We start from the raw sequence: 16,638 nt of genomic DNA, 5'->3' as shown, positions 1-16,638 counted from the left end.
GGCGGGAGCCACGGCGGCTCAGGGCCCTTCCATGACTGGAGGGGGCCTGAGCCGCCGTTGGCGTTTGTTACGAGGCTGTTTTAATGCCGCTGTCCAACATCCGCATCATCCATCAGGACGCCGCCGTACTGGTGGTGGACAAACCGACCCTGTTGCTCTCCGTCCCCGGCCGGGCCGATGACAACAAGGACTGCCTGATTACGCGCCTGCAAGAAAACGGCTACCCGGAAGCACGAATTGTCCATCGGCTGGACTGGGAAACTTCCGGCATCATTCTGTTGGCCCGTGACCCGGACACTCATCGCGAGCTGTCTCGGCAATTTCACGATCGAGAAACCGAAAAGGCCTACACCGCCCTGTGCTGGGGACAACCGGAACTGGACAGTGGCAGCATCGATCTTCCCCTGCGCTATGACCCGCCGACCAAGCCACGCCATGTGGTGGACCATGAGTTCGGCAAGCACGCCTTGACCTTCTGGCGAGTGCTGGAGCGTTGTGGCGACTGGTGCCGCGTCGAACTGACGCCGATCACCGGCCGCTCTCACCAGTTGCGTGTGCATATGCTGTCGATAGGTCACCCATTGTTGGGTGACGGGCTCTACGCCCATGAGCAAGCACTGGCTGCCTGGCCACGCTTGTGCCTGCACGCGAGCATGCTCAGCTTCACTCATCCCCAGACGGGCGAACGCCTGCGCTTCGAGTGCCCGGCACCGTTCTGACTGGCCAATGGGATAAAAACTGTGGGAGCGGGCTTGCCCGCGATGAAGTCGGCACAGCCAGCATCGATGTTGCCTGACCCGCCGCCATCGCGGGCAAGCCCGCTCCCACAGGGTTCTATTGAAGACGTAAACTCGTAGCACCCGCAGCAGCCCGCCGCCAATTCTGTGACCAATACGTTAAACTGGCGCCACTGCTGTCTGGAGCTTCTTATGCGCGAAGAGTTGAACCAAGGCCTGATCGACTTCCTCAAGGCCTCCCCTACCCCGTTCCATGCCACCGCCAGCCTAGTTCAGCGTCTGGAAGCGGCCGGTTTTATGCGCCTCGACGAGCGCGAGCCCTGGACCACCGAAGCCAACGGTCGTTACTACGTCACCCGTAACGACTCTTCGATCGTCGCGTTCAAAATGGGCCGTCATTCGCCCCTGCACGGCGGCATCCGTCTGGTCGGCGCGCACACCGATAGCCCGTGCCTGCGGGTCAAACCCCAACCAGAATTGCAACGCCAAGGCTTCTGGCAACTGGGCGTCGAAGTCTATGGCGGTGCACTGCTGGCGCCGTGGTTCGACCGTGACCTGTCTCTGGCCGGCCGCGTGACGTTCCGCCGTGATGGCAAGGTCGAGAGCCAGTTGATCGACTTCAAGGCACCGATCGCGATCATTCCGAACCTGGCCATCCACCTCAACCGTGAAGCCAACATGGGCTGGGCGATCAATGCCCAGACCGAACTGCCGCCGATTCTCGCGCAATTCGCCGGTGACGAGCGCGTGGACTTCCGCGCCGTGCTCACCGACCAACTGGCCCGCGAACATGGCCTGAACGCCGATGTGGTGCTCGATTACGAGCTGAGCTTCTACGACACCCAAAGCGCCGCGGTCATCGGCCTGCATGGCGACTTCATTGCGGGTGCGCGCCTTGATAACTTGCTGTCGTGCTACGCCGGCCTGCAAGCATTGCTGACGACTGAAACCGACGAAACCTGCGTGCTGGTCTGCAACGATCATGAAGAAGTCGGTTCCTGCTCGGCCTGTGGCGCCGACGGTCCGATGCTTGAGCAAACCCTGCGCCGTCTGTTGCCCGAAGGCGATGAATTCGTACGGACCATTCAGAAATCCCTGCTGGTCTCGGCCGACAACGCCCACGGCGTGCACCCGAACTACGCCGACAAGCACGACGCCAACCACGGCCCGAAGCTCAACGCCGGCCCCGTAATCAAGGTCAACAGCAACCAGCGCTACGCCACCAACAGCGAAACCGCCGGGTTCTTCCGCCATTTGTGCATGGCCGAAGAAGTACCGGTGCAGAGCTTCGTGGTGCGCAGCGACATGGGTTGCGGCTCGACCATCGGCCCGATCACCGCCAGCCACCTGGGTGTGCGTACCGTGGACATCGGCCTGCCGACGTTCGCCATGCACTCGATCCGCGAGCTGTGCGGCAGCCATGACCTGGCGCACCTGGTCAAAGTGCTGAGCGCGTTCTACGCCTGCCGCGAATTGCCGTAGTCCTGCTTTTGTGGCGAGGGAGCTTGCTCCCTCGCCACGATGATCTTCATCACCTCCGCTCGCCCGAAAGCCGCCTAGACTTGCAATACCCCTCCCCGACAAGGCTGTCACCATGATTTCGATGTCTTCGTTCCACTCCATGCTGATCCCGATTCTTTCCGGGATGATCATGCTGGCCATCGGCTTCAACTTTCGCGACAAGAACGTTGGTGTGTTCGCGATGTGGGTTGGCATGCTGATGATCCTCGCCACCGTGATCTACAAGATCCTCGCCAAACTCAACGAATAAAATCTCGCGCCCCGGCTCGCATTGATTTTGACGGGCTCGTACACTCGGCCGATTCGCTCATCCGAGGTTGACCGTGTTCGCTCGTCTTTTTGCCCTGCCGTGTTTGTTCCTTGTCTGCCTGATGACAGTGCTGCCGATGGCACCTGCCCAGGCGGTCGGTTTGCCGGGGCTGCTCGGCTCGGCGAAAACCCAGCCGCAAGCACAAGAGCCGCTGGGGCAATCGCTGGACGAAGTCATCAAGTCTCTGGAAAACGATCAGCAGCGCACCCAGCTGCTGACGGACCTGAAAAAACTTCGCGATGCCACCCAAAAGGCTCAGCCGACCACTGAAGAAGGTGTGCTGGGGCTGATCGGCGGCACGCTGGCCGGTTTCGAAAAGCAATTTTCCGGTGCCGACAGCCCGCTCAATCGCTGGTCCGAAGAGGTCGATCTGGCCAAGGATGAACTGGCGGCGCTGCTGCTGCCCGCCAGTGAATGGCTGCCGATCATCTTCGCGTTCGCTGTAATTCTGATGGTCTGGAGCCTGCTGGCCGCCGCTCTGATCTGGCTCGGGCACCGGGTACGCATGCGCTTTGGCCTCACCGAAGAATTACCGCAACACCCCAAGGCGCTGGACATGCTGCGCTTCGCCTTGCGCAAACTCGGGCCATGGTTGATTGCCTTGGTCATGACGGTTTACATGACCTACGCCCTGCCTTCGTCATTGGGCAAAAGCCTGGCCATGGTGCTGGCCTATGCGCTGGTGGTCGGCACCTGTTTCTCGGCGATCTGCGTGATTGCGTTTTCCGTACTCGATGGCCCGCATCGCCATCGCGCCCTGTACATCCTGCGGCATCAGGCCTTTCGCCCGTTGTGGCTGATCGGCAGTTTCGCCGCCTTTGGTGAAGCCCTGAACGACCCACGCCTGATCGCCAGCCTCGGCAGCCACCTGGCACACACCGCTGCGACATTTGCAAATGTGCTGGCGGCGATCTTCACAGGGTTTTTCATTCTGCGTTTCCGTCGGCCCATCGCACACCTGATCCGCAACCAGCCACTGTCCCGACGCCTGACTCGCCGAGCCTTGAGCGACACAATCGAAATTCTCGGCACCTTTTGGTATCTGCCTGCGTTGGTGCTGGTGGGCATCTCGCTGTTCGCCACCTTTGTCTCCGCCGGCGATACCAGCACTGCCTTGCGTCAATCGCTGATCTGTACCGTGCTGCTGGTGTTGTGCATGGTCATCAACGGGTTGGTGCGCCGTCATTCACTCAAGCCACAGCGCGGCCCCAAGCGCCATGCGCTGTATTCGGATCGCCTGAAAAGCTTCTTCTACACCCTCGCCCATCTGCTGGTGTGGCTGGCATTTATCGAACTCGGCCTGCGGGTCTGGGGTATGTCGCTGATCCGCTTCACCGAAGGCGAAGGCCATGAAGTCAGCGTCAAACTGTTCAGCCTCGGTGGCACGCTGATTTTTGCCTGGCTGATCTGGATTCTCAGCGACACCGCCGTGCACCACGCCCTCACCCGCTCGCGCAAAGGCCAGGCCAATGCCCGCGCACAGACGATGATGCCGCTGATCCGCAACGTGCTGTTCGTGGCGATTTTCATCATTGCGCTGATCGTCGCCCTGGCGAACATGGGCATGAACGTCACGCCGCTGCTGGCCGGTGCCGGTGTCATCGGCCTGGCCATCGGTTTCGGCGCGCAATCGCTGGTGGCCGACTTGATCACCGGGCTGTTCATCATCATCGAAGACTCCCTGGCCATCGACGACTACGTGGACGTCGGCGGCCACCTGGGCACGGTCGAAGGCCTGACCATTCGCACCGTGCGCCTGCGGGACATCGACGGCATCGTCCACACCATTCCGTTCAGCGAAATCAAAAGCATCAAGAACTACTCCCGGGAATTCGGCTACGCGATCTTCCGGGTGGCGGTGCCCTCGAACATGGACATCGACGAGGCAATCAAGCTGATGCGCGACGTCGGCCAGAAAATGCGCACCGACCCGCTGCAACGGCGCAACATCTGGTCGCCGCTGGAGATCCAGGGGGTCGAAAGTTTCGAGTCAGGCAATGCGATTCTTCGCGCCCGCTTCAAGACTGCGCCGATCAAGCAGTGGGAAGTGTCCCGGGCATTCAATTTATCGCTGAAGCGGCATCTGGATGAGGCCGGGCTGGATCTGGCGACACCGCGCATGAGCATTCAGGTGATCACCCCCGGTGGCGAACAATCTGCGTAGGTGGGGTTCAAACCACATCCACCCCGACATGAATCGCATCATGGCGCCAAAACTCCAGGTCACAATCGATCAGCCGCTGGTGCTGATCGTAATTGACCCGGGCAATCCGCAACCCCGGGCTGCCCACCGACACCCGTAACGCCGCCGCGGCGTCCACCGACAGCGCGGTCGGCACAATCTCGAAGCGCACCCGCCCGTAATGCAAGTCGTAATGCCGCGCATACAGTTCGGTCATCGACTGATTCAGATCGAAGTCCAGAATCCCCGGGAAAAACTGCGGGTTCAGGTAGTGCTCCACATACAGCACCAATCGCCCGTCAATCCGTCGCGAGCGGCAGATCTGAATCACGCTCGACAGCGCCGGCAACTGCAGCCAGGCGCATACCGCCGCCGACGCTGGCTGCAACCGTGCCGAAATTACCTCGGTGGACGGTACTCGCCCCTGCGCACTGACCATCGCGTGAAAGTGGCTGCGCTGCATCAGGTTATAAGCCAGTCGCGGTGGTGACACGAACCAGCCGCGTCGCTCCTCGCGATAAATCTGGCCCTGGGCCTCCAGCTGCAATAAAGCCTCACGCACGGTGATCCGCGTGGTACCGAACAACTCACTGAGCTTGCGCTCTGCCGGCAACTTGCTCCCGGGCGCCAACAAGCCGTGGTCGAGCTGTTCCTGCAGAACCTGCCCGATGGCTGTCACCGCTTTGGTTGTCTCGATGCGCATCAACGTTACCTATCTGGACTAGACCAGCACTGATTCAGGGCAGAACCGTGATTCAAATCGGTTCCTTCAACTGCCTGCAAGCCTAGGCACTGCACATGACTGGCAGATGACAAAGCCGCCGAACGGTTGCGTCAGACACCTGCAATTTCATGGCCAAGTCCCTTTCATATCAGCTCTTTAGCCATGGTCTACGCTTATCTCGCACCCCGCGTATCCGAGCGCAGAAAATTCAGGCCGACCGGTCGTCGACATCAAAATGTCATCCAACCCGCCTAAATTGGCTCAGGTATTGCTGACCTAGACCAACATAACCGCAATCGCAGCGTTGAAAACGCCCAAAGGAGCTTCGGATGAAACAGTTTTTCCTGGCATCACTGTTAGGCTCGACCATTGCCCTGTGCACCTCCGCCATGGCGGCGGATGATCTGAAAACCCTGGAAGCCGCTGCGAAAGCGGAAGGCGCAGTCAACAGCGTCGGCATGCCCGATGACTGGGCCAACTGGAAAGGCACCTGGGAAGACCTGGCCAAGAAATATGGCCTGAAACACATCGACACCGACATGAGCTCGGCCCAGGAAATCGCCAAGTTTGCCGCCGAAAAAGACAACGCCAGCGCCGACATCGGCGACGTCGGTGCCGCCTTCGGCCCGATCGCGGTCAAGCAGGGCGTGGTGCAACCTTATAAGCCCACCACTTGGGCACAGATTCCGGATTGGGCCAAGGACAAGGACGGTAACTGGGCGCTGGCCTACACCGGCACCATCGCGTTCATCATCAATAAAAAGCTGCTGCACGGTTCTGAAGCACCGACCAAATGGGCCGACCTCAAGACCGGCAAGTACAAAGTCTCTATCGGTGACGTCAGCACCGCGGCCCAGGCGGCCAACGGTGTACTGGCCGCCGCCCTCGCCAACGGTGGTGACGAGAAAAACATTCAGCCAGCCCTGTTGCTGTTCGCTGACATCGCCAAGCAAGGCCGGCTGTCCATGGCCAACCCGACGATCGCCACCATGGAAAAAGGTGAAATCGAAGTCGGTGTGGTCTGGGACTTCAACGGTCTGAGCTACAAGGCCAAGATGGCGAATCCGGATGATTACACCGTGCTGATTCCATCCGATGGCTCGGTGATTTCCGGTTACACCACCATCATCAACAAATACGCGAAGAACCCGAACGCCGCCAAGCTGACCCGCGAATACATCTTCAGCGATGCCGGCCAAATCAACCTGGCGAAAGGCAACGCCCGTCCGATCCGCGCCGAGCACTTGACTCTGCCGGCAGAGGTCAAGGCCAAGCTGCTGCCTAACGAGCAGTACAAAAAGGTTACGCCGATCAAAGACGCCGACGCATGGGAAAAGACCTCCAAAGCGCTGCCGCAGAAGTGGCAGGAAGAAGTCATTATCAATATGCCGTAACACGGTAGATCCCCATTCGGGGATCTGATGGAGATCCATTGTAGGAGCGAGGCTTGCCCGCGAAGAGGGACTGACATTCAACATTGATGTTGGCTGACAGTCCGCCTTCGCGAGCAAGCTTCGCTCCTACAGGTTTGACGATATTCACTGTTTTGCGGAGTCCCAGCCCTATGAAGCACAACGTCATCCTTGTCGTGCTCGACGGCCTCAATTACGAAGTCGCGCGCCACGCCATGGGGCATCTGCAGGCTTACGTTGGCGCAGGACGCGCGGCACTCTACAAGCTGGAGTGCGAACTGCCGGCCCTGTCCCGACCGCTTTACGAATGCATCCTGACCGGCGTTACGCCGATCGACAGCGGCATCGTTCACAACAACGTCTCGCGCCTGTCCAACCAGCGCAGCATCTACCATTACGCCACCGACGCCGGCCTGAAAACCGCCGCCGCGGCCTATCACTGGGTCAGCGAGTTGTATAACCGTTCGCCGTTCGTGGCCGCCCGGGATCGCCATACCGACGACCCCAAACTGCCGATCCAGCACGGTCATTTCTACTGGAGCGACCACTACCCGGACTCGCACCTGTTCGCCGACGCCGAAAACCTGCGCCTGCGCCACGCGCCGAATTTTCTACTGGTCCACCCCATGAATATCGACGATGCCGGGCACAAACACGGCCTCGACACCCCGCAGTACCGTAACAGCGCCCGCTCGGCCGACATCATCCTCGCCGACTACCTGCAAGGCTGGCTCGATGCCGGCTACCAAGTACTGGTGACAGCCGACCACGGCATGAACAACGACCGCTCCCATAACGGCCTGCTGCCCGAAGAACGCGAAGTGCCGCTGTTCGTCCTCGGCGACGCCTTCAGCTTCAACAAAACCGCCGCACCGAAACAGACCGAAATCTGCGGCACCGTCTGCGAACTGCTGGGCGTACCCCACGACAAACCTGTGTGCCGGGAGCTGCTCAAATGAACGCCATGACCCGCGGTAAATGGCTGGCCGCTCTGTGCCTGGTGCCCTTCGCGATTTTCTTCTTCGTGTTCCAGATCGCCCCGCTGCTCTGGGTAATGATCAACAGCCTGGAATCGGAAGAGTTCGGCTGGGGCCTGGCCAACTTCAGCAAAATCTTCAATTCGAAGTTCTATTTGCAGGCGATCCAGCACAGCCTCGAGATCAGTTTCTGGTCAAGCGTGTTCGGCATCATCATCGCCGTACTCGGCGCCTACTCCTTGCGCCGGGTCGACTCGAAACTGCGCAACTTCGTCAATGCCTTCGCCAACATGACCAGCAACTTCGCCGGCGTGCCCCTGGCCTTCGCGTTCATCATTTTGCTGGGGTTCAACGGCACCTTCACCATCATGTTGAAACAGGCGGGGATCATTCAGGATTTCAACCTGTACTCGAAAACCGGGCTGATCATTCTCTACACCTACTTCCAGATCCCCCTGGGCGTGCTGCTGCTCTACCCGGCTTTCGATGCCCTGCGCGAAGACTGGCGTGAGTCCGCCGCGTTGCTTGGCGCCAACGGCTGGCAATTCTGGCGGCACATCGGTTTGCCGGTGCTGACCCCGGCGCTGCTGGGCACCTTCGTCATCCTGTTGGCCAACGCCCTCGGCGCGTACGCCACGGTCTACGCCCTGACCACCGGCAACTTCAACGTGTTGCCGATCCGCATTGCGGCGATGGTCTCCGGCGACATTTCCCTCGACCCGAACCTGGCCAGCGCCCTGGCCGTGGTGCTGGTGGCGTTGATGACCCTGGTGACCATCGTGCATCAGCTGCTGTTGAAGAGGAGCTACCATGTCTCGCGCTGAACTGGGCCCCGTCGGTGTCTATCACCGCGTCGTGGCGTATTTGCTGTTTGCCATTCTGCTGTTGCCGCTGCTTGGAACGCTGATCTACTCGATATCCAGCAGTTGGTCCGCGACGATCATGCCCAGCGGTTTTACCTTCAAGTGGTATATCCAGCTGTGGAGCGATCCGCGCTTTCTCGACGCGTTCGGGCAATCGTTGCTGGTCTGCGTCGGCTCGCTGATTCTGTCGGTGGTGCTGATTTTGCCGCTGCTGTTCGTGGTGCATTACCACTTCCCAAAACTCGACGCGTTGATGAATATCCTGATCCTGCTGCCCTTCGCGGTGCCGCCAGTGGTGTCGTCGGTGGGGTTGTTGCAGCTCTACGGTTCGGGGCCGTTCGCGATGGTCGGCACGCCTTGGATTCTGATCGGTTGCTACTTCACCGTGGCGCTGCCGTTCATGTACCGGGCGATTACCAACAACCTGCAAGCGATCAACCTGCGCGACCTGATGGACGCTGCGCAACTGCTCGGCGCCAGCACCTGGCAAGCGGCGTTCCTGGTGGTGCTGCCGAACCTGCGCAAGGGCCTGATGGTGGCGTTGCTGCTGTCGTTCTCGTTCCTGTTCGGTGAGTTCGTGTTCGCCAACATCCTCGTCGGCACCCGCTACGAAACCTTGCAGGTCTACCTCAACAACATGCGTAACAGCAGCGGCCACTTCACCAGCGCGGTGGTGATTTCCTACTTCTTTTTTGTGCTGGTTCTGACCTGGGCAGCCAATATCTTGAACAAGGACAAAAGCGAATGAGCTACGTCAGCGTCCAACATCTTCAAAAAAGCTACGCGGGCACACCTGTATTTACCGACATCAATTGCGAAATCAAGAAAGGTGAATTCGTCACCCTGCTCGGCCCGTCCGGTTGCGGCAAGTCCACCCTGCTGCGTTGCATCGCCGGGCTGACCTCGGTGGACGGCGGCAAGATTCTGCTGGAGGGTCACGACCTCGTTCCGCTGAGCCCGCAAAAACGCGGGATCGGCATGGTGTTCCAGAGTTATGCACTGTTCCCGAACATGACCGTGGAGCAGAACGTCGCCTTCGGTTTGCGCATGCAGAAGGTCAACGCCGACGACAGTCACAAGCGCGTCGCCGAAGTACTGAGTCTGGTGGAGCTGAACGACTTCGCCGCCCGTTACCCGCATCAACTGTCCGGTGGCCAGTGCCAGCGTGTCGCCCTGGCTCGCTCGCTGGTGACCCGGCCTCGGTTGTTGTTGCTGGATGAGCCGCTGTCGGCATTGGATGCGCGGATTCGCAAGCACCTGCGCGAACAGATCCGTCAGATCCAGCGCGAACTCGGTCTGACCACGATCTTCGTCACTCACGATCAGGAAGAAGCCCTGACCATGTCTGACCGAATCTTCCTGATGAATCAGGGAAAGATCGTACAAAGCGGCGATGCCGAAACCCTCTACACCGCGCCAGTCGATGTTTTTGCCGCAGGCTTCATCGGCAACTACAACCTGCTGGACCCCGACAGCGCGACGAAACTGTTGCAACGACCGATCACCCATCGCCTCGCGATTCGCCCGGAGGCCATCGAACTGAGCCTCAATGGCGAACTCGATGCCCAAGTCCGCAGCCACAGCCTGTTAGGCAACGTGATTCGCTATCGGGTCGAGGCCCGGGGCGTGGAATTGGTGGTGGATGTACTGAACCGCTCGGCGGCCGACCTGCATCCCGATGGTCAGCGTTTGGCACTTTCCATCGATCCGACGGCCCTGCGTGAGGTAGCCTGATGACTTCGTTGATGTTGAAGAGAGAACTGCACTGATGGCCCTGGCAATTTTTGATCTGGACGAAACCCTGATCCACGGCGACTGCGCCTCGCTGTGGAGCGAACAGATGGCCCGTCTCGGCTGGGTCGATGGCGAATCCTTCCTGCGTCGCGACAAGGAATTGATGGATGCCTATGGCAGGGGCCACCTGGCCATGGAGGACTACATGGCCTTCAGCCTCGAGCCGATGATCGGCCGTACCCCGGAAGAGCTCGAGCATTTGGTGGCGCCTTGGGTAGAAGACTTCATCGAACCGATCATCTTCAGCGACGCCACCAAAGCCATCGCCGCCCACCGCAAGGCCGGCGACCGGATCCTGGTGATCTCGGCTTCGGGCACGCATTTGGTCAAGCCGATTGCCGACCGTCTGGGCATCGACGAGATTCTCGCCATTGAGCTGGAAGTGGCGCATGGGGTGTACAGCGGCAATACCGTCGGCACCCTGACCTACCGCGAAGGCAAGATCACCCGGTTGCTGGAATGGCTGGATGCGGAAGAGGAAAACCTGGAAGGTGCGAGTTTCTATTCCGACTCACGCAATGACTTGCCGCTGCTGCTGAAGGTGGATTTCCCACACGTAGTGAATCCGGACCCGGTGCTGCTTGAACATGCCGAAAAGGCCGGCTGGCCGATCCATATCTGGAAGTAACGGAGAACCTGTGGGAGCGTGGCTTGCCCGCGACGAACGATGACGCGGTTTAACTGACACACCGCGCCGCCTGAATCGCGGGCAAGCCACGCTCCCACAAAGATTGCGCCGTACCAAGTCTCAGGTCAGGCTTTCGTCGATCACCAGCACCAACTTCCCCGACACCTTATTGGTCGCCAGTTCCGCAAACGCGGCTTCGGCATCCTTGATCGCAAATGTCCTGGCCAGTTGCGGGCTCAAACGCCCTTCGGCAAACAGCGGCCAGACGTGCTGGCCAAGATCGCTGAACAAATCGGCCTTGAACTGCTCGTCGCGACTGCGCAGGGTCGACCCCAACAGTTGCACACGCTTGGCCAGTACCTGCGCCAGATCCAGCTGCGCCTCACGACCGCCCATCAAGCCGATCAGCACCCATCGACCATCGCGAGCCAGCAGCTTGAGATTCAACGCCGCGTAATTGCCACCCACCGGATCGAGAATCACGTCGAACGGCCCAAGATCGTTCAAGCTATCCAGATCGCCATTACGCACTACGCCACCCTGTGCGCCCAACGCTTCGCAGTAAGCCAGACGCTCGGCAGAACCGACGCTGACCCAGCACGGGTTACCAAACGCCTTGCACAGCTGAATGGCAGCTGAACCGATTCCACTGGCCCCGGCGTGCAGGAGAACTTTCTCACCCGGCTTGAGCGCGGCTAGCTGAAACAAATTCAGCCAAACGGTCGCATACACTTCCGGCAACGCTGCCGCCTCGGCCAGGGACAAACCTTCGGGAACTGGCAGCACATGCCGTCCGTCGACAACTACCTCTTCGGCCATCCCACCCCCGGCCAGCAAGGCGCAAACACGATCGCCTACCTGCCAGGACGAGCCCGGACCGACCTCGCTGATCACCCCCGAACACTCAAGACCCAGTGCTTGACTGGCCCCCGGCGGTGGCGGATACAGGCCCGCTTTCTGTAACAAATCGGCTCGATTGAGTCCCGCTGCCGCCACTCGGATACGAACTTGTCCTACATCGCACGTAGGACTCGGCTCCTCAACCCACTCCACTCGCCCCTCAACGCCTTGCAATGCTTTCACAGTGCCTCCATAGTGAGTCTGGACTGAGCCCGAAGCTATAGCGCCGGGCTTTCTTGCATTATGCGACCGGCCCTTGTGGGAACCGGCGACTTCAAAGACGGCCTAATATGCGTGATCAATTGTCCCCGCGTCGAATCAGCATGAAGCATTTTTTCCCCAGCACCGCCCTCGCTCTTGTCATTGGTCTCGGTCTCTTGCCGATGTCGAGCAATTCGTTCGCAGCCAACAGCTGGGACAAGCTTCAGCCCGATCGCGACGAAGTCATCGCCAGTCTGAACGTCGTCGAACTGCTCAAGCGTCACCATTACAGCAAGCCACCGCTCGACGATGCACGCTCCGTGATCATCTACGACAGCTATATCAAGCTGCTGGACCCATCGCGCAGCTACTTCATGGCCAGCGATATTGCCGAATTCGACAAATGGAAAACCCAGTTTGACGACTTCCTCAAAAGCGGCGACCTGAACGCCGGGTTCACCATCTACAAGCGCTACCTGGACCGCGTCAAGGCGCGTCTGGACTTTGCCCTTGCCGAGCTGAACAAAGGCGTCGACAAGATCGACTTCACCGCCAAGGAAACCTTGCTGGTCGATCGCAAGGATGCCCCTTGGCTCAAGACCACCGCCGAGCTGGACGACCTGTGGCGCAAACGCGTCAAGGACGAAGTGCTGCGGATGAAGATCTCCGGCAAAGAGTCGAAGCAGATTCAGGAAACCCTGACCAAGCGTTACAAGAATCAGTTGTCGCGTCTGGACCAGACCCGCCCGGAAGACATCTTCCAGGCGTACATCAACACCTTCGCCATGTCCTACGACCCGCACACCAACTATCTGTCGCCGGATAACGCGGAAAACTTCGACATCAACATGAGCCTGTCCCTCGAGGGCATCGGTGCCGTGTTGCAGAGCGACAACGATCAAGTGAAAGTCGTGCGCCTGGTGCCTGCCGGCCCGGCCGACAAGACCAAACAGGTTGCACCGGCCGACAAGATCATCGGCGTGGCCCAGGGCAACAAAGAAATGGTCGACGTGGTCGGCTGGCGCCTGGACGAAGTGGTCAAACTGATTCGTGGTCCGAAAGGCACCGTGGTGCGCCTGGAAGTGATTCCGGCCAGCAATGCGCCGAACGACCAGACCACCAAGATCGTGCCGATCACCCGCGAAGCGGTGAAACTCGAAGACCAGGCGGTGAAGAAGTCGGTCCTCAACCTCAAGCAGGATGGCAAGGACTACAAGCTCGGCGTTATCGAGATCCCGGCCTTCTATCTGGACTTCAAGGCCTTCCGTGCTGGCGATCCGGACTACAAGAGCACCACCCGCGACGTCAAGAAGCTGCTGACCGAGTTGCAGAAAGACAAGGTCGACGGCGTGGTCATCGACCTGCGCAACAACGGCGGCGGTTCCTTGCAGGAAGCCACCGAGCTGACCAGTCTGTTCATCGATAAAGGTCCGACCGTACTGGTGCGTAACGCCGACGGCCGGGTCGATGTGCTGGAAGATGAAAACCCGGGCGCATTCTACAAAGGCCCGATGGCGTTGCTGGTCAACCGTTTGTCCGCCTCGGCTTCGGAGATCTTCGCCGGTGCCATGCAGGACTACCACCGCGCGCTGATCATCGGCGGCCAGACCTTCGGTAAAGGCACCGTGCAGACCATTCAGCCGCTCAACCATGGCGAACTGAAACTGACCCTGGCCAAGTTCTACCGGGTTTCCGGTCAGAGCACCCAGCATCAGGGCGTGCTGCCGGACATCGATTACCCGTCGATCATCGACACCAAGGAAATCGGTGAAAGCGCCCTGCCGGAAGCCATGCCATGGGACACCATTCGTGCGGCCATCAAGCCTGCGCTTGACCCGTTCAAACCGTACATCACGCAGCTCAAGTCCGAGCATGACGTGCGCACGGCCAAGGACGCGGAGTTCGTGTTCATCCGCGACAAACTGGCCCTGGCGCAGAAGTTGATGAGCGAAAAAACCGTCAGCCTCAATGAAGCCGACCGTCGTGCACAACACGCCGATATCGAAGCCAAGCAACTGGCCATGGAAAACATCCGTCGCAAGGCCAAGGGCGAAGAGCCGCTCAAAGAGCTGAAGAAAGAAGACGAAGATGCCATCGCGGTCGAGCAGGACAAGACCAAGCCAGAAGACGATGCTTATCTGAGCGAGACCGGGCGGATTCTGCTGGATTACTTGAAACTCAACACCGCGGTTGCCAAGCACTAAGTTGTTACAAGCAAGATGATGGCAATTTAATGTTGACGCTCCCCGGAGCGTCATCAAACAGTCATCATTCTGTCGTGAAATACAGGACTGGGCGTGCTCTTTAACGAGAGCACGCCCAGTCCTTTTTTTATCGCCAGAGAACGCCATGACCACGACCGAACAGCTGAGTGCCTTGAGCTCGATACTGACTCAAAGCGGTTTGCACAGCCTGTTCCAACCGATCATTTCCCTCTCTGAACGACGCATCATCGGTTACGAAGCCCTCAGCCGTGGCCCCTCCAACAGCCCACTGCACTCCCCTGTCGCCCTGTTCGCGATAGCCCGCCAGGCCGGTCGCCTCAGCGAACTGGAAATCGCTTGCCGTCAAAGTGCTTGCCGCCGCTTCAATGAACAGCAATTGCCCGGCAAACTCTTCCTCAACGTATCCCCGGAATCCCTGCTCGAAGCCGCCCACCAACCCGGACGCACCCTGCAACTGCTGCAGGATTTCGGCATACCTCCGAGCCAGGTGGTGATCGAACTCACCGAACAGACCCCGACCGACGATTTCCAGTTGCTGCAAAACGCCCTGCATCACTATCGGGCGATGGGCTTTTCTATTGCGCTGGATGATCTGGGTGCCGGTTATTCGAGCTTGCGGCTCTGGTCTGAATTGCGCCCGGACTACGTCAAGATCGATCGGCACTTTATCGACGGCATTCATCAGGACGCGCTCAAGCGTGAATTCGTCGGCTCGATCCTGCAGATCGCCAAGGCTTCGCGGGCAAAAGTGATCGCCGAAGGCATCGAATTGCAGGAAGAACTCGCCGTACTGACTGAAATGGGCGTTGATCTGCTGCAAGGTTATCTGCTCTGTCGGCCTCAAGAGCATCCGCCCCGAGATGCCCGAACCTTGATGCCCAAACCGAACAGCGTCGCCGCGATACTGAATGAGGAAGTCAGTGACCTCAGCGCCCTGCTCAACGACCAGCCGGCGGTGACCAGCGCCACCCCGACCGCCACCGTGCTGGAAGCCTTCCGCCGCCAAGCCAACCTGAACTCCCTGGCGGTGCTCGACGAACAAGGCCAGCCCTGCGGCATTGTCCACCGTCATTCGCTCTCGGATGCCTTGCTCAAGCCCTTTGCCACCGACCTGTTCGCCCGCAAGCCCATCAGCCGCTTGATGAGCGACGACTTCCTCGCCGTGGAACTGAGCCAGTCGCTGCAACAGGTCAGCCGCCTGATCACCAGCCGCGCCCGCCAGCGTATCGAAGAAGACTTCATCATCACCCTCAACGGCGGCTATCTGGGGCTTGGCCGAGTGATCGACGTGCTCAAGCTGATCACCGAACTGAAAATCCAGCAAGCCCGCTACGCCAACCCGCTGACCCTGCTACCGGGCAACGTGCCGATCCAGCAATGCCTGACACGCCTGCTGCAACAGGAACGGGAATCGATGATCTGCTACGTGGACATCGACAGCTTCAAACCCTTCAACGACATCTACGGCTACGGTCGCGGGGATGAAGTCCTACTGTGCCTGGCGCAATGCCTGAACGACCGCATCGACCCTTCCCGCGACTTCGTCGGCCATATCGGCGGCGACGACTTCCTGCTGGTGCTCGGCCCGGAAGACTGGCGCAAACGCCTGAACCAGTTGCTGGACGACTTCCACAGCCAATGCCGACGCTTCTACCGCAGCGAACACCTCGAAGCCGGCTGCTTCATCGCCCCCAACCGCCAGGGTGTGCGGCAGGAATTCCCGTTACTGTCCCTGTCCATCGGCGTGGTGCATCTGCATCCACAGGCCTGCGGACAACTCGACGCGAGCCAATTGGCAGAGATGGCATCACAGGCCAAACACCACGCGAAGAATGTGCCGGGGTATAGCGTGCATGTAATTGATAGCCTGGCGGTGTCCGGACCTGAAGAAGAACTGCTCATTGGGCATCGCTGATTGATCTGACGCCTTCGCGGGTACCACACAATTCCAGGACTAATCCATCACTAGGCGCCGCCCGAAGACCCCGCCCAAAAATTTCGCTCAAAAAAGCAAACGTGGCGGAAGGCTTCGCTGAAGCCTGGCTTGATTTTCTCCATTAGAGAAGTGCGCATCGCCCCACCTCATGTGGTCAGGCAGGCTTGAGCAGGCTGGATCAATGTCAGGGAGTGAAAACAACCGACCTCGATGACAAAACCAAGGGTA

Annotated in this window: 14 protein-coding genes; 12 read left to right on the top strand and 2 right to left on the bottom strand. The window is 59.5% G+C overall.

The features are described from left to right. Positions 1–83 precede the first annotated feature (83 nt). The 4 genes from PSH88_RS09355 (at position 84) to PSH88_RS09340 (ending at position 4,732) form a co-directional block, all read left to right on the top strand. A complete protein-coding gene (locus PSH88_RS09355; protein WP_030131660.1) occupies positions 84–719 on the top strand; it encodes an RluA family pseudouridine synthase in 636 nt (211 codons plus the stop codon). Positions 720–929: 210 nt separating this feature from the next. Beyond that, a complete protein-coding gene (locus PSH88_RS09350) occupies positions 930–2,219 on the top strand; it encodes a M18 family aminopeptidase (RefSeq protein WP_007898846.1) in 1,290 nt (429 codons plus the stop codon). Positions 2,220–2,331: 112 nt separating this feature from the next. Continuing rightward, positions 2,332–2,508, top strand: coding sequence for a hypothetical protein (locus PSH88_RS09345; RefSeq protein WP_167344810.1), 177 nt, complete (start codon positions 2,332–2,334; stop codon positions 2,506–2,508). A 73-nt stretch (positions 2,509–2,581) separates the two neighbouring features. Further along, a complete protein-coding gene (locus PSH88_RS09340; RefSeq protein WP_305425937.1) occupies positions 2,582–4,732 on the top strand; it encodes a mechanosensitive ion channel family protein in 2,151 nt (716 codons plus the stop codon). A 7-nt stretch (positions 4,733–4,739) separates the two neighbouring features. Here the strand turns inward: PSH88_RS09340 and PSH88_RS09335 are convergent, their stop codons facing one another. After that, positions 4,740–5,453 (bottom strand): UTRA domain-containing protein, encoded by a 714-nt coding sequence (locus PSH88_RS09335; RefSeq protein WP_123360108.1) that lies wholly within the window; start codon positions 5,451–5,453, stop codon positions 4,740–4,742. A 350-nt stretch (positions 5,454–5,803) separates the two neighbouring features. On the opposite strand from PSH88_RS09335, the gene PSH88_RS09330 reads away from it, so the two are divergent. The 6 genes from PSH88_RS09330 to PSH88_RS09305 all read left to right on the top strand — a co-directional run bounded on the left by PSH88_RS09330 (position 5,804) and on the right by PSH88_RS09305 (position 11,148). Beyond that, positions 5,804–6,868, top strand: a complete 1,065-nt coding sequence (locus PSH88_RS09330) for an ABC transporter substrate-binding protein (RefSeq protein WP_305425936.1) — start codon at positions 5,804–5,806, stop codon at positions 6,866–6,868. Positions 6,869–7,038: 170 nt separating this feature from the next. After that, positions 7,039–7,845, top strand: a complete 807-nt coding sequence (locus PSH88_RS09325) for an alkaline phosphatase family protein (protein WP_305425935.1) — start codon at positions 7,039–7,041, stop codon at positions 7,843–7,845. Then, positions 7,842–8,687, top strand: coding sequence for an ABC transporter permease (locus PSH88_RS09320; protein ID WP_370694681.1), 846 nt, complete (start codon positions 7,842–7,844; stop codon positions 8,685–8,687). The genes PSH88_RS09325 and PSH88_RS09320 overlap by 4 nt, the downstream gene beginning before the upstream one ends. Then, positions 8,674–9,474, top strand: a complete 801-nt coding sequence (locus PSH88_RS09315) for an ABC transporter permease (protein ID WP_305425933.1) — start codon at positions 8,674–8,676, stop codon at positions 9,472–9,474. The genes PSH88_RS09320 and PSH88_RS09315 overlap by 14 nt, the downstream gene beginning before the upstream one ends. After that, positions 9,471–10,460 (top strand): ABC transporter ATP-binding protein, encoded by a 990-nt coding sequence (locus tag PSH88_RS09310; RefSeq protein ID WP_305425931.1) that lies wholly within the window; start codon positions 9,471–9,473, stop codon positions 10,458–10,460. The genes PSH88_RS09315 and PSH88_RS09310 overlap by 4 nt, the downstream gene beginning before the upstream one ends. A 34-nt stretch (positions 10,461–10,494) precedes the next feature. Then, entirely contained in the window at positions 10,495–11,148 is a 654-nt protein-coding gene (locus tag PSH88_RS09305) for an HAD family hydrolase (protein ID WP_305425929.1), read from the top strand. A 120-nt stretch (positions 11,149–11,268) separates the two neighbouring features. Here the strand turns inward: PSH88_RS09305 and PSH88_RS09300 are convergent, their stop codons facing one another. Beyond that, the gene (locus PSH88_RS09300; RefSeq protein ID WP_305483519.1) at positions 11,269–12,231 is read right to left on the bottom strand and encodes a zinc-binding dehydrogenase; all 963 of its coding nucleotides are present in this window, start codon (positions 12,229–12,231) and stop codon (positions 11,269–11,271) included. A gap of 140 nt (positions 12,232–12,371) precedes the next feature. Here PSH88_RS09300 and PSH88_RS09295 point away from each other — a divergent pair, with 140 nt between their 5' ends. Both PSH88_RS09295 and PSH88_RS09290 read left to right on the top strand, forming a co-directional pair. Beyond that, a complete protein-coding gene (locus PSH88_RS09295) occupies positions 12,372–14,453 on the top strand; it encodes a carboxy terminal-processing peptidase (RefSeq protein WP_305425926.1) in 2,082 nt (693 codons plus the stop codon). Positions 14,454–14,598: 145 nt separating this feature from the next. Further along, complete coding sequence (locus tag PSH88_RS09290) at positions 14,599–16,389, top strand: bifunctional diguanylate cyclase/phosphodiesterase (protein ID WP_305483518.1); 1,791 nt, start codon at positions 14,599–14,601, stop codon at positions 16,387–16,389. Positions 16,390–16,638 lie beyond the last annotated feature (249 nt).

This window comes from Pseudomonas wuhanensis, assembly GCF_030687395.1.
GTDB classification, from domain to species: Bacteria; Pseudomonadota; Gammaproteobacteria; order Pseudomonadales; family Pseudomonadaceae; genus Aquipseudomonas; species Aquipseudomonas wuhanensis.
This window is presented reverse-complemented; position numbering and strand designations above follow the sequence as displayed.